The sequence below is a fragment of the Gluconacetobacter aggeris genome (assembly GCF_014174395.1).
Taxonomy (GTDB): domain Bacteria; phylum Pseudomonadota; class Alphaproteobacteria; order Acetobacterales; family Acetobacteraceae; genus Gluconacetobacter; species Gluconacetobacter aggeris.
Genome location: NZ_JABEQD010000003.1, coordinates 63983 through 88502, shown reverse-complemented (window position 1 = coordinate 88502; position 24520 = coordinate 63983). Strand labels below are relative to the sequence as shown.

Here is a 24520-nt window from a genome sequence, read left to right as displayed (position 1 = left end):
GCCTGGGCTGAGGATTCGGCCGGCGCCGGGGCACCGAGGGGGAGAGAAGACATGATCATTGCGCAAAAGACAGTTCCGCCGGGCGTTATGTCATCTTTTCTTCGGGCCGTCGCGGGAATAGAGACAGTACATGGTTTTCGCTCCGTCCTCCGTCCCCGACGGGTCCGCCGCCCCGGCCTCGGCCCAAGCTTCGGCCCAAGCTTCGGCCCAAGCTTCGGCATTGCAAAAGATCGCGGCCGAGGCTGCCGCGCGCCAGAAGCAGGGCGTGGTGCGCCCCGCCCTGCCGCATCGGCGCCAGTTGCCGTTGCGCGTCGGCACGCGGGCGTCGCCGCTGGCGCTGGTGCAGACGCGTGCCTTCCTGACCATGCTGACGCGTTTCTGCCCCGTGTTGCGCGACATGGGGGCCTTCCAGGAACACCAGATCAACACCACCGGCGATCAGGTACAGAATCGCCGCCTGGCGGAAATTGGCGGCAAGGGCCTGTTTGCCAAGGAAATCCATGACGCCCTGTCGGATGGGCGGATCGATTTCGCGGTCCATAGTCTGAAAGACCTGGAGACGACGCTGCCGCCCGGGCTGGTACTGGCCTGCACCCTGCGGCGCGAGGATGCGCGTGACGTGCTGATCCTGCGGCCCGGCGAAGCGCGGCCGGAGGTCGATCCGGCGGCGCCGTTCGACGCCCTGCCGCGCGGGGCCCTGGTGGGCTGCGCGTCGGTGCGGCGCCAGGCCCAGATGCTGCACGAGCGGCCCGACCTGCGTTTCGGCCTGCTGCGGGGCAATGTGCAGACGCGGCTGGACAAGCTGGCGGCGGGGCAGTGCGACGCCACCCTGCTGGCGCTGGCCGGCCTGCGCCGGCTGGGCATGGCGGACCGGGCCGACATTATTCTGGACCCCGAGATCATGGTGCCGGCGGCCGGGCAGGGAATCGTGGGTGTGACGGTGCGTGAAAGCGACATCGAACTGCGCGAACTGCTGGCGGCGATCGAGGATTACGAGGCCCGGGCCGTCTCGACGGCCGAGCGTGCCCTGCTGGCGGAGCTGGACGGGTCGTGCCGCACGCCGATCGGCGGCTACGCCCGCCTGATCGACGATGCGCAAGGGGGCGAACCGGTGCTGCGCCTGACCGGGCTGGTGGCGCGGGAGGATGGATCTTTCCTGCTGCGCCGCGTGGTGAGCGGCGCGCCGGCGGATGCGGAGCGGATGGGGCGCGAATTGGGCCGCAGCCTGCGGGCCGACAGTCCCGCGGATATTTTTGCGCCCTGACCTGCCGACCGGCCTGCCATCTGGCGGGTCGCGACCGGCGGTGCTGGTCACCCGGCCGGAGCCGGGCCTGAGTGAAACCATGGCGGCCGTGACGGCGCTGGGCTGGCGTGCCGTGGCCCTGCCGGCGCTGCGGGCCGAGCCGATCCTGCGCGCGCCGCTGCCGGTGCGCGGTGTGCAGGCGATTCTGGTCACGAGTGGCCAGGCGGTTACCGCGCTTGCCGGCCGGGTGCCGGGGGATATGCCGGTTCTGGCGGTTGGTGCCGCGACGGCGCGCCGGGCGCGTGCGGCCGGCTTTGCGCATGTGACGCCGGCCGAAGGGACGGCCGATGCGCTGGCCGACCTGGTACGCGCGGAGTGGCGCCCGGCCGGGGGGGCGCTGCTGCTGGCGACCGCGCCGGGATATGGGCGTGATCTGGCCGAAGCCTTGCGCCGCAGCGGCTTCAGGGTTCTTCGGCGTTGTGTCTATCGCATCCGGCCGGGGATGCCGCCTGCCGACATCCTGCGCGGGATGATCGGGCGGGAGGCGGTGGCGGCGGCCCTGTTCTTCTCGGCTGAAACGGCGCGTCAGTTCCTGCGGCATCTGCCCCGCGACGTGCGGGACAGGCTGCGCGGGGCACGGGCCATCGCGATTTCCGGCAAGACGGCCGAGATTCTTGCCATGACGGGGTGGCGTGAAATCGTCCTGGCCGCCACGCCCGACCAGGCCGCGATGCTCGACCTTCTGGGCGTGGCTGGACAGGCGGAAGGGTAGGTGGGCCCGGCCGCCTGTCGTGCGGCCGGGCGCGCTCTTTGCGTCAGTGGAAGGCGGCGGCGCCTTGATGCAGGTCCTCGCCTCGGGCGCGAGCCTGCCGCATATAGGCGCGCGCGTGTTCCGGGATCGAGAGAGAGAGTGTCAGCACGCCGGCGAAGACATAGAGGCCGGAGAAGATCCAGATGACCCCCTCGATGCCATGCCAGGACTGGAACCAGGTGACGATGGCGGGGCCGACCCAGGTGCTGGCCCCGGCGCCAAGGCCGAGCGCCGAGAGGGCGGCGGCCTTCTCTTTCGGGCAGATCTGCGGGACCAGGCCCGACAGGGGCACGAACGCCGCGATGGTCGCGCCGTAGAAGATGCCGACCAGCGCCGCGACGAGGAAATTGCCGTGATAGGCCAGCGGCACGTAATAGAAGGCGGGAACCGAGATCGCCGCCCCCAGGCAGCCTGCGACCGAAACCACCGTCCGATGGCCCAGCCTGTCTGCCAGCATGCCCGACATCAGGTTGAACAGGATGTTGCTCATGAACACGATGGAGAGCAGCACCAGCCACTGCGACAGGCTGAAGCCGACCACCTTGGTGAAGAAGGCCGGCATGATCACCAGGAACGCATACTCGGACGAGGTGTTGATGGTGCGGACGATCATCGCCATGAACGTCTTGGGCTCGCGCCACAGGATGGAGATTGAGCCGAAGAAGATACCGCCCACCGAGACGTCGCGCGGTGCCAGGCGCGAGGCGCCATGGGGTTCACGCGTCATCAGCAGCGCGACGCAGCCGCCGGCGACGACCAGCACCAGGGACAGCCAGAAGGTCGTGATCTCGCCGACCAGGGGAATCGTGACGCTGGCGAAGAGGGAGCCGAGGGTCGGCAGGCCGCCGGAGAAGGCGAACCAGAACCATCCCGCGGCCGAGCCGAGCTGGCGGGGCGGTGTCGCGGCTGCGATCCAGACCAGGAACCCGTAGGCGAAGAGCGGATAGCCCAGGCCGCGCAGCGTGTAGGCGGCCAGCATGACCATGTAATTGCCGGTCATGATGCCGGCCATCAGGAAGACGGGTTCGAAAGCGGCCCAGATTGCCAGGCCGATCCACATGACGCGCTTTGGCCCCCACAGATCCGACAGCGGACCCGACAGCCAGGACGCAATGGACACGGCGACGCCATAGATGGTGAACAGGAGAGCGACGTCACGCGAAGGGACGCCGTGATTTTCAAGATAGGGAGCCAGGTAGCCGGCCTCGACCCCATCGCCGACCATGAACAGAAGCAGCCCGACAAAGCCCCAGAGCAGGGGGCGGGGAATGCCGATCCGCTCGACGAAGGACGGGTGGGGCAGCAGAATATCTGTCTGCGTCAAGGGGAGAGTCTCCTCTTTAACAGGCAGCCAACATAACGGTGAGGGGCTTCGCCTCATTACGAAGCATCGATGCAAGCTGCGTTCGAAATCGCGGTGCGGTGCGCACGATCGATTTCGAAATCATCATGTAGGGATGCGCGTCCAGGACGCGGAAATCGTCGTTTTCGTGACGAAATTTCGTATGCGATAATATATCGAGTGGGACGGTTTTTATTTTAGAAATATCCTGAATAGTTCAGAATAAAGAAAAACCGGAATTGATCTCATGTTTGTGCGTGTAGTGTGCGAGTGTTACTTTATTTTCTCCTGTCATCAATGTCGTGTGCATACGTTATAAGAAATATACGAAGATTTGAAGGGAAAATATCATAAAAAGGATAAATTTTGGCAGATATACGTCGATGCTCTGATGTATTATTTATCAAATAAATAACCTCAATGAGAAATTATTTTGTAAATTCGTGAGTGATTTATGTAAATAGCCGCGGAAATTTTTATTATATTATCGTAAATCTGTGCAAATAAAAAATATATGTTCTTGGCCCGCTCGGGCGGCGCCAGAAAACAGAAAGGCCCGCACGAGGCGGGCCTTTCCAGTCAGAAATGATCGTTCAGCGCGGGATCAGGCGTTGCCGGCCGTCTGGGGGAAGCTGCTGCGCTTGGCCTGCCACAGGGCGACGAAGTCGATCGGCTGCAGCACAACCGGGGGGAAGCCGCCGTCGCGCGTGACTTCGCTGATGATGTTGCGCACGTACGGGAAGATCAGGCGCGGCACTTCGACCAGGAGGATCGGCTCGATCAGGTCCTCGGGCGCATTGCCCAGCGTCACTACCGCGGCATAGGCCAGTTCGGCGACGAAGACCGCGCGACCGGGGGCGGCGCCTTCCTTCTCCGGGGCTTCCACGGCTTCGGTCTTGATCGACAGCACGACCTCGAAGACCGGCTGCTCGGGCGGCAGGCGGTTGGCCTGCACGTCGATGTTCACCGAGATCTGGGGGTTGGCGCGCAGCGTGGCGAAAATTTCGGCGCCCGAGGGAACTTCGAACGACAGATCCTTGATATACTGCACATTAATGGCCAGCGGCAGCGCCGGCGGGGCATTCTGGCTTCCGTCGGCGGGGAACTGAGTCGTATCGGACATGAACGAAGATTTCCTTGCGGGCAATAAGGCGGATACCGATATCGGCGGTAGCACGCTCCGCGACATTCGCCAACCTTGACGGGATGGTGGGGCGGAAATTCCTCCCGCGCGGGATCGGCCTGCCGCATTGTGTCGGCGGAGTGCGTTCCCTATGTGTTAGGGCATCATAAAGGGATCGCGTTGCTGGCAGGGCCGGCGCGCCTTTCGGTTAGGCTTGGTGATGGATCTTTCGTTCAGTCATTTTCCGTTCGACCTGGTGCTCTTCGGCCTGATCGCGGCGTTTCTCGCGCTGCGGCTGCGCGGCATCCTGGGGACACGGGTGGGGGTCGAGCCCGCATCGCCCGCCGCTCCGGCACCCCGGCCGGGGCCGGTGATCGAAGGCCGGGCCGAGCCGCCGGCCGCGCTGACCGACTATGACGTGCCGGCGCCCGAGACCAGGGTGGGCCAGGTGCTGGGTGCGATTGCCGGGCAGGAACGTGAGTTCGTGCCGGCGCAGTTCCTGCGTGGGGTCGAAGTGTCGTTCCGTCAGGTGGTCCAGGCTTTCGCCGCCGGCGACCGCGCCATGCTGCGCGAACGCCTGACCGCCGAGGCATTCAGCGCGTTCGACGCCGCGATCCAGTCGCGCGAGCAGGCGGGCGAGACCCAGAAGAGTGAGGTCCGTGCCATCGGCAGCCTGGCGATCGTCGATGCGGCCATCGACCAGATGGCAGGCGCGCCGCGCGCGCGGATCGACGTCCGTATCGTCTCGGACCAGATCAGCCTGACGCTGGACAAGGACGGGCATCCGGTAGCTGGAACCGACGCCGTGACCGAATTCTCGGATCTGTGGACGTTCGAGCGTCTGCTCGGCGTGTCGATCGGCGGCGCGGCCTGGCGTCTGGCGGCCAGCCGCAGCGCCTGAGCGATCTCCCTCCGCGACCGTCGCGGTTCCCGAATATAAGAGCAAGTCTGGCTGTTTCCTTGAGCTATTTCCGCCTGCCCAACGTCATGCGGGGCGTCTGTGCCGCCGCGATCCTTCTGCTGTCCGCCTGCGCCGAAACGGGTCAGGGCGAGCGTCAGCCCGTCGCTTTTTCCACCCTGTCGGGCTGGGGCCCGGATGAGGCGGGGCGGGCCCTGCCGGTATTCCTGACGGAATGCCGCCATTTCGGCCGCCTGCCCGCCGAGACGACGCTGGGGACCGAAAGCGGCCCCGGGGCGCGTGTGGGCGACTGGCTGCCCGCCTGCCGGGCGGCAGCGGTGCTGCCCGTCAACGACAATGCGGCGGCGCAGCGCTTCTATGAAACATGGTTCCAGCCGGTCCTGATGTCGTCGTCGGCGCTCTTCACCGGCTATTACGAGCCGGAGATCCGGGGCGCGTTGTCGCGTGGCGGTGTCTACCAGACGCCGGTCTATCGCGTGCCGGACGACCTGACGCGGGCGCGGGCCACCGATGGGCGCATGGTGTCCGGCCATTGGCAGGGCGGGCAGTTCCTGCCGTACTGGTCGCGCGCGCAGATCGATGCCGGGGCATTGGCGGGGCGGAACCTGGAATTGCTCTGGGTCGCCGATCCGGCGGACCTGTTCTTCCTGCAGATCCAGGGATCGGGCCGGGTGCGCCTGCCGAGCGGGCAGATCGTGCGGTTGTGCTTCGGCGGCAAGAACGGGCAGCCCTACGTGCCGTTGGGCCGTGTCCTGGTACAGAAGGGCGAGATGAGCGAGGATGACGTCAGCATGCAGTCGATCCGTGCCTGGCTGGCGGCCCATCCCGAGCAGGCGCGCGCGGTGATGGAGGAGAATCCGAATTACGTGTTCTTCAATGCCCTGGATGATGTGCCGGTCAGTCAGGGTGCGCCCGGCGCGATGGGCGTGCCGCTGGAACCGGGCCGGTCGGCAGCGGTGGATCGGGGGGTGATTCCCCTGGGCACGCCCGTCTGGGTGGAGACGCGCTTGCCGGCGCCGTCGAACCAGACCTGGCGGCGGCTGGTCTATGCGCAGGATATCGGCACAGACATCAAGGGCGCCGCGCGGGCCGATCTTTTCCTGGGCTGGGGCGACGAGGCCGAACAGACCGCCGGCGCCATGCGCCAGCCCGGCCGGCTGATTGCCCTGCTGCCTCGTCCTGTCGTTACCAGACCCTGATGGCACCGCGAAGCGAGCCTGGCACCCGCACCCGTCCTCCCCGCGCCGTGCGCCAGGCGATCGGGCCGCATCTGCTGGTGCGGAATGACTGCCTGCGCGAGTTGCGCCGGATGGAGGCGGATTCGGTCGATGTCGTCGTGACCTCGCCGCCCTATAATATCGGCCTGGGCTATCGGACCTATCGCGACCGCATGTCCGAACCCCAGTATCTGGACTGGATGATGGCGGTCGCGCGTGAACTGCATCGGGTGATGCGGCCGGATGGCTCGTTCTTTTTGAATATCGCGGGATCGTCGGCGCAGCCGTGGCTGCCGTTCGAACTGGCGGTTCGGCTGCGCGAGATTTTCCATCTGCAGAACCATATCAGCTGGATCAAGTCGATCTCGGTCCATGACGACACGTATGGGCATTTCAAGCCGGTCAACAGCACGCGTTACATGCACCGTAACCACGAGCATCTGTTCCATCTGACGCGGTCCGGCACGGTGGAACTCAGCCGTCTGGATGTCGGGGTGCCGTACAAGGACAAATCGAACATCGCGCGGCGCGGGCACGAACAGGACAAGCGCTGTCGTGGTGACACGTGGTTCATTCCCTATGAAACGGTACGCGACAAGGCGCAGAAATTCAATCATCCCGGGACGTTCCCGGTGCAGTTGCCGCGCATGTGCATCCGCCTGCATGGCCGGCCGGACCCGCTGGTCCTCGACCCGTTCATGGGCACGGGCACAACCCTGGTGGCAGCACAGGCGGAAGGCGCGCGCGGCATCGGAATCGAATTGGACGGGGCCTATGTAAAAGTGGCGCGGGACCGGTTGAAACTGGCGATGGAGGGGCATGACCTGTCCGATTGATCGACCCGATCAATCGTTTTTATGAAAAATATGATTTTGACATATGTTTTATAGATCCGGCACACCCTTCCAGAAATGGTAGGAGAAATCGACGTGTCGGTGCGCAAGGCAATAGTTTCGGTCGCGGTTCTGGGGATTGTCGCCTATGGCGGCGTGGTGGGCTATCTGACCCATTTCGACCATGAAACGGCACCGACGCTGGATACCCATTCGCCGACCCTGGCGGACCCGGTGGCTTCGGCGGCATTCGCCGCGATTCGCGAGGCCCGATGCGATTATTGCCATGCGCGCAATGTCGATTTGCCCTTCTATTTCCATGTGCCGGTGGCCAATCAACTGATGCAGCGCGATCTGGATCAGGGATTGCGCCACTTCCGGATCGAACCGGTGATCGAGGCCTTCCAGACCGGTGCCGTTCCCTCCGAGGAACAACTGGCGCGGATCGAGGAAGTGGTTCGCCAGAACCGCATGCCGCCGACGCTTTACCTGCTGATGCATTGGCATGCCCACCTGTCGCAGGCGCAGCGCGATGCGCTGCTGAACTGGGTCGCCGCCGAGCGGCGCGCGCATTACGCGACGCCGGGCGTCGCCGCGCGCTTCGCCGGGGAGCCGGTCCAGCCCGTGCCCGAAAGCGTGCCCGTCGACGCGGCCAAGGTGGCCCTGGGCCAGCGCCTGTTCTTCGACAAGCAATTGTCGGGCGACGGTACGTTGAACTGCGCCAGTTGCCATGCGCTGGATCATGGCGGCGTGGACGGGCGCGTCACGGCGCTGGGGATCAATGGCCAGCACGGCCCGATCAATGTGCCCACCGTCTATGACGCGGTGTTCAACAAGAGTCAGTTCTGGAACGGACGGGCCGCCACGCTGGCCGAGCAGGCGGCCGGTCCGGTCATGAACCCGCTGGAAATGGGCTCGCATGACTGGACGCTGGTTGCCGACAAGGTGAAGCAGGACCCGAGCTATGTCTCGGCCTTCCATGATGCATTCGGTTCCGACGATATCGACAAGGACCGGATGACCACGGCCATCGCGGAATATGAAAAGACGCTGATCACGCCCGACAGCCGCTTCGACCGCTACCTGAAGGGCGATGAGCAGGCCCTGAATGCGCAGGAGAAGAACGGTTACGCGCTGTTCAAGAGCGTGGGCTGCTCGGGTTGCCATACCGGCGTCTCGCTGGGTGGCCAGGCGTTCGAGGTGATGGGGCTGGAAGGCGATTATTTTGCGGCGCGCGGGGGAGCCGTGACCGATGCCGACAAGGGGCGCTACACCGTCACCGGGTCACCGGACGACATGGCGCGTTTCAAGGTACCGAACCTGCGCAATATCGCGCTGACCGCACCCTATTTCCACGATGGCAGCGTGAAGACGCTTGAAGACGCGGTGCGGCTGATGGCGCGTTATCAGACGCCCGATCACACGCTGTCCGATCACGACGTCGCTGACATCGTGGCCTTCCTGCGGACCTTGACCGGCGCCTATCAGGGACAGCCCCTGGCCGGTACCGAGGCGCCCTGAGGCACCATCTGTGAGACAGCGCGCGTCCGGGCTTCGATCGGGGCGCGAACTGCTTTAAGATCAGGCGCATCGGGGAGGCGGGCGGCACGGGGTCGCCCGCCGGCAGGCGGGGAGAGGGATGGTGCGCCGTCGGCGGGTTCTCGGGAAAGACGAACAGGCGCTGTGGACGGCCTTCGTGCGCGATATCCGGCCGCTGGCCCGCAAGGCGGCGGCACGGGCCAGGGCGGTGGATGCCGCGCCGCCCGTACCGCCGCCCTCCGTCCCATCGGCTGACCCGCATGATCGTGTTGCCCGTCCTGCGCCTCCGGCGCCGCCGTCCGACATGCCCCGTGTGGATCGGCCGGCCTATACGCTGGTCCGGTCGCGGGCTGAGATCGCGATCGGCCAACGGGGGCCGGGTCTGGACGATACAAGCTGGCGGACGTTGGTCAGCGGCAAGCTGCGTCCGTCGCGGACGCTCGACCTGCATGGCCAGAACGCGCAGGCTGCCTTTCAGCGCCTGCATGCCTTTCTGGTGCAGGCCCGTTCCGACAATCTGCGATGCGTGGAAGTCATTACCGGGCTGGGCTCGGGCCGCGAAGGCGGGGTCCTGCGGCGGGAACTCCCGTTCTGGCTAGGGCGGCCGGATCTGCGGCCGATGATCCTGGCGGTCGTACATCCTCATGCCGCCAATCAGGGATCGGTTCGTATCCTGCTGCGCCGGGCGCGCGGCTGAGCTGGAAACCGGCGCTGCTGGCTGCCTCTTATCCCAATCTCCATTCCGGCGTGTGAACGGCGAGCCAGCGGCGCAGCATCAGAACGGCCGAGATCTCGCCGGTCATGTCATGCAGGTAGCGGCCGCAATCCGGTCCGCTGACCAGGGCGCGGCCGGAATCGTTCTTCAGCGGGTCGAGCGCGCCCTGGGTGACGGCGACGCCGACGGCGTGGCGCCAGGCGGCGACCTGCGCCGGTGGGGTCAGCATCGGCAGCACGAGCCCGATATCGAGCGATGCGGCCGCCGCGACGACCTTCCATGCCTCGTACAGCAGGCCCGTCGGGGCGCGGCCGCGTTCCTGGCTGAAACGTTCGGCGAAGGTCTGCACGGGCCGGCCATGTACGGTCGCGCGTACCGTGTCGTTCAGCGTGAAGAGGGGCGTGACGCCGCTCTGCTCCAGCGGTGCCAGCAGGGCGTCCAGAGCCTCGGGCGCCATCGGGTCGGAAATCTGCACCACGTCCACCTTGCCGCCGCGCAGCGCGGCCAGGGCCTCCTGCGGGGTGGCAAAGCCCATGACCGGGATCGGCCGGAAGCCGAACATCGCCATCGCCATTACGGTGGCCAGTTCGATGCCGTGGTCGCTGGAAACCGCCACGCGGATCGGCCGGTCGCGGACCAGGTCGCGCAAGGTGCGATGCAGGTCGGCCCGACCCACCACGATGGGCGAGACCAGGCTGAACATCAGCGGGACCCAACGCCCGAAATCGTAATGGGCGCGCGGGTCGCCGGCCAGCGAGGCCACCAGCGCCGCGCCGGGCACCAGCAGGGCCGTGGTGCCGTCCGGCACCGTCGTTGTATCGAACTGGTTGGCGCCGGTTACGCCGTCCAGCCCGCTGGTCAGGTGCGTGGGGAGCGGAGAGGGAGATTCCAGCCCTTGTGCCAGTGCGGGGGCCAGCACCGCACTCCAGCGGCCGGCGGCACTTTCGGCGCTGCCGGCGACCAGCAGGGTGGGGTCGACGATGGCACCGCCGGCCGGGGCGATGGCGGCGGTGCGCGTCAGCGAGCCGGCATGGGCGGCAGGAATGCCGACGAGTGCGGAGAGACCCGCCATGGCAAGAAACTGGCGGCGGCGCATACGCATCTAGGCCCGACCGGGCAGGTGATCAGAACAAGGATGGGGTCGGGTAGCGGGCAAAGGCGGCATCTCCATGGCAGGGGACATTCCAGCGCCTGTGTTGCGCTGGAATGCGGCGAGTCTATGGCAGGTGCCGGGGCAGCCCTCGGCGGCGAAGGCGCGATTTTACGGCCAGTGGACCTCGGGGGGAAGACTCATCAGGATCGCTTCGGTATTCCCGCCGGTTTTCAGGCCGAACAGGGTGCCGCGATCGTGGATCAGGTTGAATTCCACGTAGCGGCCGCGCCGGACCAGTTGGGCGCGGCGCTCCTCTTCAGTCCAGCGTTCGTTCATGCGGTGCCGGACGATGGCGGGGTAGGTCTCGAGGAAGGCCAGGCCGACATCGCGGGTGAAGGCGAAATCGGCCGCGACGTCGCCGGTGTTCAGCCGGTCGTAGAAGATGCCGCCCAGGCCCCGGGGCTCGTTCCGGTGGGGCAGGAAGAAATAGCGGTCGCACCATTCCTTGAAGCGCGGATAATAAGCCGGGTCGTGCCGGTCGCAGGCGGTGCGGAAGCCGGCGTGGAACCGGACAGCGTCCTCCTGTGCCTCGGCACTGTCGGGGAACATCGGCGTCAGGTCGCCGCCGCCGCCGAACCATCCTTCGGTGGTGATGATCATCCGGGTGTTGAAATGGGCGGCGGGGACGCGGGGATTGCACATATGGGCCACCAGGCTGATGCCGGTGGCAAAGAAGCGCGGGTCCTCGGCGGCGCCGGGAATGCTGGCGCGGAATTCCGGGCTGAACGTGCCCGCCACCGTCGAGACGTTGACGCCCACCTTTTCGAACACCCGGCCGCGCATCAGGCTGATGACCCCGCCGCCGCCGGGCGTGCCGTCTTCGTTCACGCGGTCCCACGGCGTGCGGACGAAGGTGCCGGGCGCTTCGCGGCCGGGCAGGGTCTGCACGCCGTCGGCATCCTGTTCGATCTGTTCGAAGGCGCTACAGATCCGGTCGCGCAGGGTCTCGAACCAGGCGCGGGCCTCTTCCTTCAGATGGTCGTGGGGGATGGGCGCGCGGGTCTCTGTCATGCTCGGATCATCTTCTGTGTCGAACGGGTCGTCTGGGTAGGCGGAAAGGGGCGTTTGAAACAGTGTCCATAGAGTCCGATCATGGGGGCAATTGCAAGAAGGGGCGGGGGGCCGGTATGGAAGGCGGGCGCCGTTGGGGCGGAGGATTGAGGACCGATGACGGACGCTGGTTCCCGCGATATGCCGGATGAACGGGAGAAGACGGGCGTGGGGGCCTGGCTGGACGCGCGCCTGCCGGTCGTCTCGGCCTTTCGCCGGGAATATGTCGACTACCAGACGCCGCGCAACCTGAACGGGCTGTGGAATTTCGGTGCGATCCTGACGGTCGTGCTGCTGGTGATGCTGGCTACGGGCATCTTCCTGGCGATCAACTACACGCCGACTGCCGCCGGGGCCTTTGCGTCGGTCGAGGCGATCGAACGCCAGGTGCCCAGCGGGTGGCTGCTGCGGTCGATCCATGTCACGGGCGCCAGCATGTTCCTGGCGGCGCTGTATATCCACCTGTTTCGCGGCCTGTATTACGGGTCCTACAAGGCGCCGCGCGAGATGCTGTGGCTGAGCGGGCTGGTGCTGCTGGCCATGGTGATGTTCACCGCCTTTGCCGGTTACGTGCTGCCCTGGGGGCAGATGTCGTATTGGGGCGCCGATGTCGCGGGCAAGGCCGTCGATGCGATCCCGGGCGTGGGGCCGTGGCTGGAACATTTCCTCCAGGGTGCCGATGCGCCGGGGGACGTGTCGCTGCACCGCTTCTTTATCCTGCACATGGTGCTGGCCTTCGCGGTGCTGGGTGTGGTGGGCGTCCATGTCGCGGCGCTGCATGTGACTGGCTCGAACAATCCTCTCGGGATCGAGCCGACGGGGCCGCGCGATACGGTGCCTTTCCACCCTTATTATACGAGCAAGGACGCGCTGGGGCTGGTCCTGTTTGCGCTGCTGTTCGCGGTGGTGGTGTTCTTCCTGCCGAATGTGGTGTTCGAGGCCGAGAATTTCCGCCCCGCCAATCCGCTGCATACGCCTGCCGATATCGAGCCCGAATGGTATTTCCTGCCGTTCTACGGGATATTGCAGTCGGTTCCGTCGAAATTCGGTGGGCTTTTGGCCTCGGTGGGTGCGATCCTGGTGCTGTTCCTGGTGCCGTGGCTCGACCGTTCGCCGATCCGCTCCGCGCGGTTTCGGCCGTTCTATCGGGTCTGCATGGGGTTGCTGGTCGTCTGCTTCATCCTGCTGGGCTTTGTCGGCCGTCATCATGCGCAGGGAGGGTGGATGATCGCCGGGCGGGTCGCGGTGGTCTATTATTTCGCGCATTTCCTGGTCCTGCTGCCGCTGTCGGCCCGCACCGAGCGCGGGATCGTTCTGCCGGATGGCATTGCCGATGCCGGGAGGCGTGGGGCATGAGGGGTGGGATGCGGTTGCGGTTCGGCTTCCTGCTGGGCCTTCTGGCGTCGCTTGCCGATATCTCTCACGCGATGGCACAGGCGGGGCCGCATGATCGGCCGCCGCATCAGGTCTGGAGCTTCGAGGGGCCGCTGGGCCGTTTCGATCTCTCGGCCGTCCAGCGTGGCTATGCCGTTTATGCGCAGGTCTGTTCGGCATGCCATGGCATGAAAGCCATGACCTATGGCGACCTGGCGGCGATGGGGCTGACCATGGAGCAGGTCAGCCGGATCGCGGCCACACAGCAGGTGCCGGGTGGGGTGGATGCGCAGGGCGACCCGGTCACGCGGGCCGCGACGCCGGCCGATCATTTCCGTGATCCGTTCGCCAACCCGGAGGCCGCTGCGGCGGCCAATAACGGTGTGGCGCCGCCGGACCAGTCACGGCTGGCGCTGGTCTATCCGGGCGGGCCGGACCGGATCTATGCGGTGCTGACCGGCTATCGGGAGCCTCCGGCGGCCTATCGCCCCAGCCATGCCGGTGCGGTGTACAATCCCTATGCAAGCGGTCGGGAAATCGCGATGCCGCCGCCATTGCGCGACGGGCAGGTTGTCTATACCGACGGCACGCCCGCGACCGCGGCGCAGGAGGCGCGCGATGTCACCACCTTCCTGGCGTGGGTGGCGCAGCCCCACCTGGAGGCGCGCCATCGCCTGGGTATGCAGGTGGTGTTGTATCTTCTGTTCCTTGCCGTCCTGGTGTTGCTTCTGAAACGGAGAGTCTGGTCCGATGTCCACTGAAACCGCCCCCCTTTCGTCTGTACAGGACGCCGTCGAACCCGTGATCGGCCTGATCGGCGGATCGGGCCTGTACGATATCGACGGGCTTGAAGAGAAGGAATGGCGCACGGTCGAGACCCCGTGGGGGCTGCCGTCCGACCAGTTGCTGTTCGGACGGCTGGACGGCGTGCGCTGCGTGTTCCTGCCGCGTCACGGGCGGGGGCACCCGATCCCGCCGTCGCGCCTGAACTACCGCGCCAACATCGCGGCGCTGAAGATGTCGGGCGTGACCGACATCGTGTCGCTGTCGGCCGTGGGCTCGCTGAAGGCGGAATTGCCGCCGGGGCATTTCGTCATCATCGACCAGTTCATCGACCGTTCCTTCGCACGGGAGAAGAGCTTCTTCGACACCGGATGCGTGGCCCACGTGTCGGTGGCCGATCCGCTGTGCCCGCGTATCGGCGACGTGCTGGAAGAGGCGGCGCGGGAGCTGAAGCTGGATGTGACGCGCGGCGGCACCTATCTGGTGATGGAAGGCCCGCAATTCTCGACCAAGGCCGAGAGCAATCTCTATCGCTCCTGGGGGTGCTCGGTCGTCGGCATGACCAACATGCCGGAGGCCAAGCTGGCTCGTGAGGCGGAGATCTGTTACGCGACCGTCGCGATGGTGACGGATTATGATTGCTGGCATCCGGACCATGACAGCGTGACGGTCGATGCCGTGGTCAAGGTCATGCTGTCGAATGCCGACCGGGCCCGGGCGCTGGTCAAGTCGGTGATCCCGACCCTGGGCCGTCCGCGCGGGCTGTGCCCGGCCGGGTGTGACCGGGCGCTGGAACATGCGCTGATTACCGCGCCTGAGAAGCGCGACCCGGTCCTGCTGGCGAAGCTGGAGGCGGTTGCGGGCCGGGTGCTGTCGCGCGGCTGATGTCTCGGCGGGATGCGCCGGGGGTTGCCTGGCGTATCTGTCTGGTGGCCCCGGTCCGGTGGTGAAGGTGGACGCGCTTCGCGCCGGCTGTCTGGCCGATTTTGTTGAAAAGAATTGTAAGATATGGGACGTAGTATCTTCCTTGGCGGGAGGGGCACTACGTCCCATGGTCTTTCCGTTTATCGATGTGCTGCGCGGCTTCGCGGCGATAAGCGTCGTCGTCTATCATGTGATCATGCATTTCAACTGGGTTGGATTTCCGATCTCCGGTCCTCTGGTGTGGTTCCGCACGGGATGGATGGGGGTCGATCTTTTCTTTGTCATTTCGGGTTTTGTAATAAGCCTTTCCGCTTTTTCTACCCTTGACAAGACTACGGATAGAAGAAAATTCCTGGCGCATTTTGCACGGCACAGGATATTACGCATTGTGCCGCTGCATTATGCGACATGTGTCGTGTTTGTAGTCTATATATATATCCTTTCATGTTCTTCAGTCTGGATGGATGGAAGCAATTCGCGACGCATGCGTTATTTATTCACAATTTATTCTTGATGCACCAGGGCGGAATAAACGGTGTCAATTGGTCTTTGGGTGATGAGGCGCAGTTCTATGTTCTGATGATGTTCGTGGCCGTCTGGCTGCGCCAATGCCCACCCTGGATCATCGGGGTGGGTGCCGTTGCGATTGCCTGGACGTGGCGGTTATTCATCTATCATGTAACGGATATTACGGGACCGCTCGGGGTGTTTCCCCGCTTTGTCTATGCGACTCAATTGCCGGGGATGCTGGATGAATTTGCCTGTGGGATTTTGCTGGCACGGTTTGTTCGCACAAGGGCTGGGCGGCGGTTTATAACGACCAATCCTGCGCGGCTATGGGTATTTCCTGCGGCGACCGTAATCATGGGAGGCATAGCGTTTCTCGTATATTGGCATAATGCAATATATTGGGATTCGGAATGGATGGTGGTGAGTTACAAGACGCTGTTTTGTGTCTCTTGTGGTCTTCTTGTGTTGTCGGCATGTTCCGTTAATCAGAAATCCCTGCTGCTGATTTCAGCACCGTTCAGATATCTGGGCACGATATCCTACGGGATATATTTATGGCATCTGTCCATTATCGAGGCGTTCAAGAGATTGGGTTGGCTTTCCGGCCCGCAGGCCTTGCCGACGATCCTCATCTTGACCATCCTGTTTGCGTCTGCGTCATGGCATTTTTTTGAAAAACCCATAATGCAGCGATTTGGACGCCGGCTCTCTCATGACGCGGGCGCCTAGAGCATTTCCACCGAACACAGGTTCGGTAGAAATGCTCTAGTTTATTGTTTTTGCGAGCATCTTTACCTGTTCGAACGCACACGTTCAAACAGGATCTGCTCTAGTCGGGTCTTTCGAGGGGGAGAAATTTCCTCGTATGCCTTCGTCAGGGCATGGATGGCATGCACCGTTCCCTTCTGCCGCTGCAATATCAGCGTGATTCCCGTTCTTTCATGAAATTTTCGAATGAGTTTGCGCCGCTGGAGAATGGATGAGGGAATTGCCGCCGGAGAGCGCCATCCTGTCGATAAGCCAGCCTGTGCTGGGGAGGGATCGGGTTGCCGCTTTCGTAACGGGCGAAGGCCCACCAGCGTTCCGGCAGGCCCTTTGGTGCCTTTTGCGCCAACTGGTCCCGGTACCAATACATCAGTTCGAAGACTTCGATACGGTTGCCGCAATAGCGTTCCAGCATGACTTCGCCGGCCCATGTGACCTTGGTGAAGTGAAAGAAGCGCAGTACGCTGTCCGCGGCGCGAATGACGCCGTTGGAATCGATTGCAATCGGACGCTGGCTGAGATTCCAACTGGCAACATTATAGCCCGGGTCACGCAGGATCAGCACGTCGTCAAAGAATGCGGGAACGTGATCGCACCATTTTTGATCGGTAAACAGCCCGTTCGGAACGTCGTCAAAGCAGAAGGAAAGGAGCCGGTCACGCCACCATTCGGCGAAACGCCGACCTTCGGGGCGCCCGGATACGGCCACGAAGCCGAGATTGTAGATTCCGAATTTCAGGGAGCCGATTTCGTTATCCCGAATGGCGGTCTCGCTGGTATCCGGCCGCAACTGATGAGGCGTCAGGATGACGTTATGGGTATCCAATGCACGTTCGATATCCGTCAGATCCGCAAAAATCGCGATGTCGGGGTCAATATAGACGACTTTTTCAGCGCCCTGTTCCAGCAGGCGGCAGAGCATTTTTCCCTTTACGGCCGTGCAGAGTTCGACGATGTCATGTTCGAACATCCATGAATCGAGATTGGGAATTCCAAGCTCCCCGATGCGGACGAGGGCGTCGATCGGCTCTTCATCCAGGTTGAAGACGAACCCTTCGGGTTCGATATCCGACAGGCAGAACGTGAACTCCCAGTCCGGATGATGGCGATGCAGGGTCTCGCCCAGAACGCGGACGCGATCGAGATAGGAAAACGAAGCACTTGTGAAACATTGTACCTTAGGCATCCTGCACCTCGGACAAGAACTCTGGACGGCTGGTCACTTCTTGTTCGCGCTGATCGCGGAGCCAGGCGATACTCCCCTCCTCGGCCAGGAGATAGCCGCGTTGGCGGCTGGAAAGCTTCAGAATGTTCGACAATTTGCCTGTGGCGAGAAGTGCCACCAACTCGTCTTCGCTTTCCAGAAGAAGACCCTGGCCGGGGGCAGAGCGGCGCAGGAGGACGGGAACGTTGCCTTCTCCGTCGGGTGCCAGCAGGAAGGCGCCGCCGGCCAGAGCCTCGTAGGCTGCGTAGCAGAAGGTCTCGGGCCAAAGTGACCAGTTGACGACCACGTCGATGTTTCGGGCGACGACGGCCCTGATCATGGCATCTGGCCCGTCGAGGGCAATATTGACTGGTGTATAGATAATGTGTCCCGCCGCAGGAACGGAATGCGCCAGTCCGATATGATGGAATTCATAGCGAGGATCGTTCTGGAAATGCTCGGCCAGATTCTGGAAGACCGGCCAGCCTTTCGGGTAGGCCCGCTGACCGAGGAAGGCGATTCTGATCGGACGCTCGGTGCTGCCTGTTTCGAAGGGAATGTGCGAGTCACTGAGCAGCAATCGGCCAAGTGGGCGAGCCAGCGCATCGGCATGAGAAAAGGAAGCGTGCTTCAGCCAGAGGGCCAGCGCGGCTTCGGATGGCGCCATGACACATGGTGTGAAGCGCGTGAAAAAGGCCTCGATGCGTGCCAGGAAAGCGGGCCGGCCCGCGCCGTGGCTACAGATTCCGCAGGCCATCGAGTGGGAGGGCGGCGCATGGCAATAGACGGTATCGTTGCGCAGCAGTTGGACACTGCTGCAGAGGGTGAAGAAATCGTGGGTCCAGACAATAATGCGATCGTGACACACGGCCTGAAGGATATCGCCGATATCTTCCGGAGCATGGCCCATGAGATGGTGGATGACGGCGTGAACCGGATGGCCTTTCGGCCGGGTGTGTACAAGTGCCCGGATCAGGCTGGCCGGCGTGGCGTTGCCCAGTTTTGTGCCATTCAGGCAAACGGATAAGGCGATCGGCAGCCCGGGGACCCGGTCGGCCAAGCCCAGTCGGGGGCAGGCAGGAGACAGATGCAGATAATTCCATGAGAGCTCCGAGCAGGTGGCCTGCTCGACCGAAATCAGCTTCTGCACGCCACCGACATTCTTGCGGTAGTCGTCATGACTGACCGACAGGATGGTCGGTCCATCGAGGAGTCCGGCTTCCAGCAGACTCGACAGGCGCCCCGCCGACAGAACGCCCTCGTCTGATATCGTGGGTGCCGGGCTTATATCCAACTTTGCCCGAAAGCTGTTCTGGACGCGTGCGCGCATGTCCCGCAAAGGGGGAATGGCCTTTCGTCCTTCATGCCGGCCAGCGAAGACATAGTGATGCAGGGGGTTTATCCCGGCTTTGGCGACGTCGGGATTTCGCTGCAGGTAGAAGCTCGTATCGAAGGAGATGCTGGGATTGCGGCCCTCTCGCCAGCCAGTCGCGCAATAATGTTCCAGCGGGTCGATGCGCAGTTCCGCCACATCGGGATAGGAACGAAGATAAAATGTTCTGTCAAAGAAATGTTCGAGAGCCGCAATATGGTCGTTCATGGCCCGATCCCAGGTTGGCGCTTCGTTCAGTTCTTGAAATATCTGTTGCGAATGCTGGCCGCGACGCGGCGTCCTGTTCGGGCCGCCTTCTGGATCGCCGGATGCCTTTCGGCAATCTGCCGCACCGGTGATGTCGCCCGCCAGATCGTACTGATCTCGATGTCCCTGATTCGATTTTGTAGCTGTTGATGTGCGCTTTGTAGAGCAATGGCCTGTTCGGAGTGGTAATCGACCAGGGATTGCATTTGGTCGATTTGTAATTCCTTGTCTCTCAGATCATCGCGGATCGTGCTTTCCAGATATTTTCCGGCTTCGGCGATCGGGTCGAGCATATTCGCTGTCGTGGCGGCAAGTTCTCTCTCAAGGCGCTGGATTTGCGCCTCCGCTGCCGTCAATGCGAGGGCGCGATGCGCGAGGGTGTCGAGCAGTTTCTGATTGTGTGCCTGCGCCGCGGCATGGGCCGCCTGCTCGTGCACGAGGCTGTCTGTCAGATTCTGGCAGCGTGCCGAAAGATCGTCCAGTGCCTGCTGCTGGGCTGTGTTCTGTTCATGCGCTTCGTGCAGGGCTTCGCGCGTGGAGTGCTCCAATGCCGTCAATCTGTCCCTGATCAGTTCGCCATTCTGCCAGCCGGGGGTGAGGAAGGTCTCGAAATCCTCGCCGCGCATGGAATGTCCGGCCCGAGCCGCGATGGCTGGAACGTCCCTGCCTTCCCACTCCGGCATGCCCCAGCGAGGGGTCTCCCACAATGCTTCCCGCAGGTCCGCCACGCTGCTGATCGCGCGCAGGATGCAGTGATGGGCACGCAGTTTTTCGTCCAGGACCGGCTGGCGACGGGGGGCAGCCAGCAGACCGGCTTCATAGGCGAGGGGAAAGATCGGGGTGGCCGCGTGACGGAAATTGTCCGGATTGTGACTGGGGAAGGCGAAGTAGAAGACCTTGAGGTCCCAGGATAATAATCGTTCGCAGAGTGCGAGGGACTGAGCATCCTCATTGCATTCCAGCCAGAGGGTTACCTGGCCTTGAGAGAGGAGGCGGGCATGGCTGTCGAGGATGCTGAGTTCCATTCCCTCCGCATCGATCTTGATCAGGTCGAACGGCCCCTCTTCCTGCCAGAGATCGGACAGTTCCTTGATTGCCGGCACTGTGGGTTGCGAGATCTGGACCGACGCGTCGGGGGTAAAGGATGTGGCCCCAATGTTGCCTGGATCGCTATGGGCAGCGGCCACCTTTATACCCGCCCTCCCGATCAAATTCTCCCTGATGGTGTGGGAGATGCGCGCGTTGCTGGTGACATTATGGGTCAGGAAGGGAATAACCGCCGGATTGGCGTCTACGAAACAGACATGGGAGATCTTGCGCAGGAGTGAGATGCCAAGGCCAAAGGTACCGAAGCACGCGCCGATATCCAGAATCCGTGCGTTCTCCGGCACTATGGAGGCGACGAAGGAGACTTCATCCCATGCCCATTCGCCGTAATGAGCAAGAAAACGGCCGATAAGGTCATCTTCTGCCGTGGGGATTCTGAACGCCCCGTAGCGCGTATCGATGTCTTGCAAATGTCGTGCTTCCCTGTATCCCAGATGCATCACGCTGTCGGAACAGTGTGTGGTAAGGATCGCACGTGGCGCCGCCCCGTCGCGGATGTCGGCTTGCACCCGTCCAGCACCAGATTTGGCATGATCCGCCTATTGCCTCGGTTCGCTCATCAACAAGTTCAAGGGCATCTTGCCTCGAAACGACATGAACGCAAGATATACTCGGTGGTTATATCACGTCGATGCAAATATTTTGACGGATGATGTGATCCGCGCCGGGCCATCTTGTGATGGGACGCAGGCAGAAGGTCACGTTCCCTAGGAAGGCTGACCAACACATATTCGTGATATTTCTGCAGCTAGCATGCTGGCTGCGAGGCGGCTGCCGCTGGGAGGCTCAGAGCCGCCTGTCGAAAAAGGCAAGGCTGCGGGTCTGGGCCAGTTCCGCCGCCGGAGCATTGAAGCTGGCGCGTTCCGAACAGCCGAACCCATGCCCGGCATCGGGGTAGATGTAGATCGGCAGATCGGGGTGGGCGGCGCGGATGGCGGCGATATCGGAGAGGGGGATCGATCCGTCGGTCTCGCCGAAATGCAGTTCCACCGGACAGTGCGGAACAAGGGTACGCTTGGCGGCGATGCCGGCGCCATACCATCCGACCGCCGCCCCGAAACTGTCGGTCCGGCAGGCTGCCTGCCAGGCGAGCGTGCCGCCCCAGCAATAGCCGATGATGCCGGTATGGGCCGGTTCCAGCCCCAGCGCCCGTGCGGCGGCGACGATATCGAGCAATGTGTCTTCGGGCGGGATTGCGGCGCGTAGTTTAAGGCCCTTCTGTACCCCGGCCTGATCGTAGGCCAGTTCCACATCCCGCTCGGCGCGGTCGAACAGGGCTGGGGCGATGACGCGGTATCCCTCGGCGCCGAAGGCGTCGGCAACCGTGCGGATATGGTGATTGACGCCGAAAATCTCCTGCACCACCACCAGCGCGCGGGGGGCATCGGCCGGGCCGGCGCTGTAGGCGGAAAGCGTGTGACCGTCCGCTGCGGTCAGGGTGATGGTCTGGCTCATGGACGGGTCCTTGTTCTGTGCCAACGATGGCCGGTAGAGTGGCGCCATGGCTGAGATCGTCAACCTGCGGCAGGCGCGCAAGCGCAAGGCCCGTGCGGAACAGGCCGCCGTGGCGTCGACGAACCGCGCCCTGCATGGCAGGACGGCCGCCGAGCGTGATCGCGACCGGCAGGAGGCTGATCGGGCCCGGCGCACGCTGGATGGTGCGCGGCTGCCCTCCGGGCCCGAGCGGGATGGGCAGGGCTGACATGACCCGGACGGGCTGCCAGCCCTGTGCTGTCGATGTTGGGCGGTCAATGTAATGTGAGACAGGCCGAGGCATGGCGCAGAGCCGGAGGGTCGATCAGGGCCTGCTGCGCCACCCTGACCGAGTGCAGTTGGCCTGCCAGCGAACGGGTCCAGAAATCGAGAAACCGGCGGAACTGCGGATAGGACGGCGCCAGATCGAGGTCCTGCCAGATATAGGTTTGGAGCAGGGTCGGGTGATCGGGAAGGCGATAGAGGATTTCGGCGGTCGTCAGGCGGTAGTCGTTGAGCTGGAGCCGCAGAGACATGGACACCTCGGTGCGGGATCGACGGTTGTGGACACATCGTCAGCCTGCGGGATCGGCCGGGCGTATTTCAACAAAAATTCTTTATTCCCAGAAACTTGGCAGTCGTCGAAAGAAAGTGCTGCCAAAGCGTTGACATGGGCGGGGTGGGCACCTACCTGTTTGTTGGCACTCTCGCAAGGAGAGTGCTAAAGCGACGCGGCTCTGGCGCGCGTGCCAACCCGGTGGCGTTGCTTATTCAAGGGCGTTACCTTTTTGATGTGGAGCGATCCATAATGACGAATTTTCGGCCCCTGCATGACCGTGTGGTCGTCCGTCGCCTGACCGGCGAAGAGAAGACGGCTGGCGGCATCATCATCCCCGACACCGCCAAGGAAAAGCCGATGGAGGGCGAGGTCATCTCGGTCGGCCCCGGCGCGCGGAACGAGCAGGGACAGATCGTCGCCCTCGATGTGAAGGCGGGCGACAAGGTGCTGTTCGGCAAGTGGTCGGGCACCGAGGTCAAGATCAATGGCGAGGAGCTGTTGATCATGAAGGAAAGCGACATCATGGGCGTGATCGCCTGAAGTCCTTCCTCTTTCCTTTCTGATCGACGAGTTTCCTACAGGAGAATTCTAAAATGGCAGCCAAGGACGTAAAGTTCGGCGGTGACGCACGCCAGCGCATGCTGCGGGGCGTGGACATTCTGGCCGACGCGGTGAAGGTGACCCTGGGCCCGAAGGGCCGGAACGTCGTGCTCGACAAGAGCTTCGGCGCGCCGCGCATCACGAAGGACGGTGTGTCGGTCGCCAAGGAAATCGAGCTGGCCGACAAGTTCGAGAACATGGGCGCCCAGATGGTGCGCGAAGTGGCCTCGAAGACCAACGACGTGGCCGGTGACGGCACGACGACCGCGACCGTGCTGGCGCAGGCCATCATCCGCGAGGGCGCCAAGGCCGTGGCCGCGGGCATGAACCCGATGGACCTGAAGCGCGGCATCGACAAGGCCGTTGCGGCCGTCGTCGAAGAGCTGAAGAAGAACACCAAGAAGATCACGACCCCGGCCGAGACGGCGCAGGTCGGCACGATCTCCGCCAATGGCGAGCATGAGATCGGCGAGATGATCTCGCAGGCCATGCAGAAGGTCGGCAGCGAGGGCGTCATCACGGTGGAAGAGGCCAAGGGCCTGCACACCGAGCTGGACGTCGTCGAGGGCATGCAGTTCGATCGCGGCTATATCTCCCCGTATTTCATCACGAATGCGGAGAAGATGGTTGCCGATCTGGACAACCCCTACATCCTGATCCACGAGAAGAAGCTGTCGTCGCTTCAGCCGATGCTGCCGCTGCTCGAGAGCGTCGTGCAGTCCGGCCGTCCGCTGCTGATCCTGGCGGAAGACGTCGATGGCGAAGCACTGGCGACCCTGGTCGTCAACAAGCTGCGTGGCGGCCTGAAGATCGCTGCCGTGAAGGCGCCGGGCTTCGGTGATCGTCGCAAGGCGATGCTGGAAGACATCGCGATCCTGACCGGTGGCCAGGTGATCAGCGAAGATCTGGGCATCAAGCTGGAAACCGTGACCCTGGCGATGCTGGGCCGCGCGAAGAAGGTCCGGATCGAGAAGGAAAACACCACGATCGTCGAGGGTGCCGGCGCATCCGACGACATCAAGGGTCGTTGCGCCCAGATCCGCGCGCAGATCGAGGAGACCACCTCGGACTACGATCGCGAGAAGCTGCAGGAGCGTCTGGCGAAGCTGGCCGGTGGCGTTGCCGTCATCCGCGTCGGTGGCTCGACCGAGGTCGAGGTGAAGGAGCGCAAGGACCGCGTCGACGACGCGCTGCATGCGACCCGCGCCGCCGTCGAGGAAGGCATCGTTCCGGGTGGCGGCACGGCGCTGGCGCGTGCGTCGACCGCGCTGAGCCATCTGCACTTCCACAACGAAGACCAGCGCGTCGGTGCGGAGATCATCCGCAAGGCCCTGCAGGCTCCGCTGCGCCAGATCGCCCACAATGCGGGTGAAGACGGTGCGGTGATTGCCGGCAAGGTGCTGGAAGTCAGCGACTACACCTATGGCTTCGACGCCCAGATCGGCGACTACAAGGATCTGGTCGCGGCCGGTATCATCGACCCGACCAAGGTCGTCCGTACCGCGCTGCAGGATGCGGCGTCGGTTGCCGGCCTGCTGATCACCACCGAAGCGATGGTGGCCGAGAAGCCGGAAAAGAAGGCCCCGCCGGCCCCCGGTGGCGGCATGGGTGGCATGGGCGACATGGATTTCTAAGAT

General features: G+C 63.6%; 24 protein-coding genes. 15 read left to right on the top strand and 9 right to left on the bottom strand.

The features are described from left to right. Positions 1-130 precede the first annotated feature (130 nt). On the top strand, positions 131-1264 hold the full coding sequence (gene hemC / locus HLH36_RS05505) for a hydroxymethylbilane synthase (RefSeq protein ID WP_182985463.1): 1134 nt from the start codon (positions 131-133) through the stop codon (positions 1262-1264). Next, the gene (locus tag HLH36_RS05500; protein WP_246376498.1) at positions 1254-2015 is read left to right on the top strand and encodes a uroporphyrinogen-III synthase; all 762 of its coding nucleotides are present in this window, start codon (positions 1254-1256) and stop codon (positions 2013-2015) included. The genes hemC and HLH36_RS05500 overlap by 11 nt, the downstream gene beginning before the upstream one ends. Positions 2016-2058: 43 nt before the next feature. Here the strand turns inward: HLH36_RS05500 and HLH36_RS05495 are convergent, their stop codons facing one another. After that, positions 2059-3378, bottom strand: coding sequence for an MFS transporter (locus HLH36_RS05495; protein ID WP_246376496.1), 1320 nt, complete (start codon positions 3376-3378; stop codon positions 2059-2061). Between the two features lie 622 nt (positions 3379-4000). Further along, positions 4001-4519 carry a protein-export chaperone SecB gene (secB, locus tag HLH36_RS05490; RefSeq protein WP_182985461.1) on the bottom strand — a complete coding sequence of 173 codons (519 nt, stop codon included), beginning with the start codon at positions 4517-4519 and terminating at the stop codon, positions 4001-4003. 220 nt (positions 4520-4739) lie between these two features. On the opposite strand from secB, the gene HLH36_RS05485 reads away from it, so the two are divergent. From HLH36_RS05485 to HLH36_RS05465, 5 genes are all read left to right on the top strand, one after another. Beyond that, entirely contained in the window at positions 4740-5420 is a 681-nt protein-coding gene (locus HLH36_RS05485; RefSeq protein ID WP_182985460.1) for a Tim44/TimA family putative adaptor protein, read from the top strand. Positions 5421-5479: 59 nt separating this feature from the next. Continuing rightward, positions 5480-6637, top strand: a complete 1158-nt coding sequence (gene mltA, locus HLH36_RS05480) for a murein transglycosylase A (RefSeq protein ID WP_182985459.1) — start codon at positions 5480-5482, stop codon at positions 6635-6637. Beyond that, positions 6637-7491 (top strand): DNA-methyltransferase, encoded by an 855-nt coding sequence (locus tag HLH36_RS05475; protein ID WP_182985458.1) that lies wholly within the window; start codon positions 6637-6639, stop codon positions 7489-7491. Before mltA ends, HLH36_RS05475 begins: the two co-directional genes overlap by 1 nt. 93 nt (positions 7492-7584) lie before the next feature. Beyond that, positions 7585-9009 (top strand): cytochrome-c peroxidase, encoded by a 1425-nt coding sequence (locus tag HLH36_RS05470; RefSeq protein WP_338030398.1) that lies wholly within the window; start codon positions 7585-7587, stop codon positions 9007-9009. Positions 9010-9127: 118 nt separating this feature from the next. Further along, the gene (locus tag HLH36_RS05465) at positions 9128-9724 is read left to right on the top strand and encodes a Smr/MutS family protein (RefSeq protein ID WP_182985456.1); all 597 of its coding nucleotides are present in this window, start codon (positions 9128-9130) and stop codon (positions 9722-9724) included. A 28-nt stretch (positions 9725-9752) separates the two neighbouring features. Here HLH36_RS05465 and HLH36_RS05460 read toward each other — a convergent pair whose 3' ends face one another. Both HLH36_RS05460 and hemF read right to left on the bottom strand, forming a co-directional pair. Beyond that, positions 9753-10844: a type 2 periplasmic-binding domain-containing protein gene (locus HLH36_RS05460; protein WP_182985455.1), complete on the bottom strand. Its 1092-nt coding sequence runs from the start codon at positions 10842-10844 to the stop codon at positions 9753-9755. Between the two features lie 159 nt (positions 10845-11003). Next, positions 11004-11906, bottom strand: coding sequence for an oxygen-dependent coproporphyrinogen oxidase (hemF, locus tag HLH36_RS05455; RefSeq protein WP_182985454.1), 903 nt, complete (start codon positions 11904-11906; stop codon positions 11004-11006). 156 nt (positions 11907-12062) lie between these two features. Here hemF and HLH36_RS05450 point away from each other — a divergent pair, with 156 nt between their 5' ends. From HLH36_RS05450 to HLH36_RS05430, 5 genes are read left to right on the top strand one after another with little or no spacing between them, the layout of a single operon-like run. Continuing rightward, positions 12063-13301, top strand: a complete 1239-nt coding sequence (locus tag HLH36_RS05450; protein WP_182985453.1) for a cytochrome b — start codon at positions 12063-12065, stop codon at positions 13299-13301. After that, a complete protein-coding gene (locus tag HLH36_RS05445; protein WP_182985452.1) occupies positions 13298-14080 on the top strand; it encodes a cytochrome c1 in 783 nt (260 codons plus the stop codon). The genes HLH36_RS05450 and HLH36_RS05445 overlap by 4 nt, the downstream gene beginning before the upstream one ends. Next, positions 14070-14987, top strand: coding sequence for an S-methyl-5'-thioadenosine phosphorylase (locus HLH36_RS05440; protein WP_182985451.1), 918 nt, complete (start codon positions 14070-14072; stop codon positions 14985-14987). Before HLH36_RS05445 ends, HLH36_RS05440 begins: the two co-directional genes overlap by 11 nt. A 58-nt stretch (positions 14988-15045) precedes the next feature. Beyond that, positions 15046-15540, top strand: coding sequence for an acyltransferase family protein (locus HLH36_RS19715; RefSeq protein WP_182985450.1), 495 nt, complete (start codon positions 15046-15048; stop codon positions 15538-15540). Further along, the gene (locus tag HLH36_RS05430; RefSeq protein WP_182985449.1) at positions 15471-16265 is read left to right on the top strand and encodes an acyltransferase family protein; all 795 of its coding nucleotides are present in this window, start codon (positions 15471-15473) and stop codon (positions 16263-16265) included. Before HLH36_RS19715 ends, HLH36_RS05430 begins: the two co-directional genes overlap by 70 nt. Before the next feature lie 190 nt (positions 16266-16455). Here HLH36_RS05430 and HLH36_RS05425 read toward each other — a convergent pair whose 3' ends face one another. From HLH36_RS05425 to HLH36_RS05410, 4 genes are all read right to left on the bottom strand, one after another. Continuing rightward, positions 16456-17487, bottom strand: a complete 1032-nt coding sequence (locus HLH36_RS05425; protein ID WP_182985448.1) for a hypothetical protein — start codon at positions 17485-17487, stop codon at positions 16456-16458. Then, positions 17480-19105, bottom strand: a complete 1626-nt coding sequence (locus HLH36_RS05420) for a glycosyltransferase family protein (protein ID WP_182985447.1) — start codon at positions 19103-19105, stop codon at positions 17480-17482. Before HLH36_RS05420 ends, HLH36_RS05425 begins: the two co-directional genes overlap by 8 nt. Before the next feature lie 26 nt (positions 19106-19131). After that, a complete protein-coding gene (locus HLH36_RS05415) occupies positions 19132-20661 on the bottom strand; it encodes an FkbM family methyltransferase (RefSeq protein WP_182985446.1) in 1530 nt (509 codons plus the stop codon). A gap of 376 nt (positions 20662-21037) precedes the next feature. After that, the gene (locus HLH36_RS05410; RefSeq protein WP_182985445.1) at positions 21038-21706 is read right to left on the bottom strand and encodes a dienelactone hydrolase family protein; all 669 of its coding nucleotides are present in this window, start codon (positions 21704-21706) and stop codon (positions 21038-21040) included. A gap of 46 nt (positions 21707-21752) precedes the next feature. Here HLH36_RS05410 and HLH36_RS05405 point away from each other — a divergent pair, with 46 nt between their 5' ends. Next, on the top strand, positions 21753-21953 hold the full coding sequence (locus HLH36_RS05405; protein WP_182985444.1) for a DUF4169 family protein: 201 nt from the start codon (positions 21753-21755) through the stop codon (positions 21951-21953). Positions 21954-21999: 46 nt separating this feature from the next. On the opposite strand, the gene HLH36_RS05400 is transcribed toward HLH36_RS05405, so the two are convergent. Then, positions 22000-22260 carry an usg protein gene (locus HLH36_RS05400; RefSeq protein ID WP_182985443.1) on the bottom strand — a complete coding sequence of 87 codons (261 nt, stop codon included), beginning with the start codon at positions 22258-22260 and terminating at the stop codon, positions 22000-22002. Positions 22261-22532: 272 nt separating this feature from the next. Between HLH36_RS05400 and HLH36_RS05395 the strand changes: the two genes are divergently transcribed. Beyond that, positions 22533-22823, top strand: a complete 291-nt coding sequence (locus tag HLH36_RS05395; protein ID WP_114726807.1) for a co-chaperone GroES — start codon at positions 22533-22535, stop codon at positions 22821-22823. 53 nt (positions 22824-22876) lie between these two features. Then, on the top strand, positions 22877-24517 hold the full coding sequence (gene groL, locus HLH36_RS05390) for a chaperonin GroEL (protein WP_182985442.1): 1641 nt from the start codon (positions 22877-22879) through the stop codon (positions 24515-24517). Positions 24518-24520 lie beyond the last annotated feature (3 nt).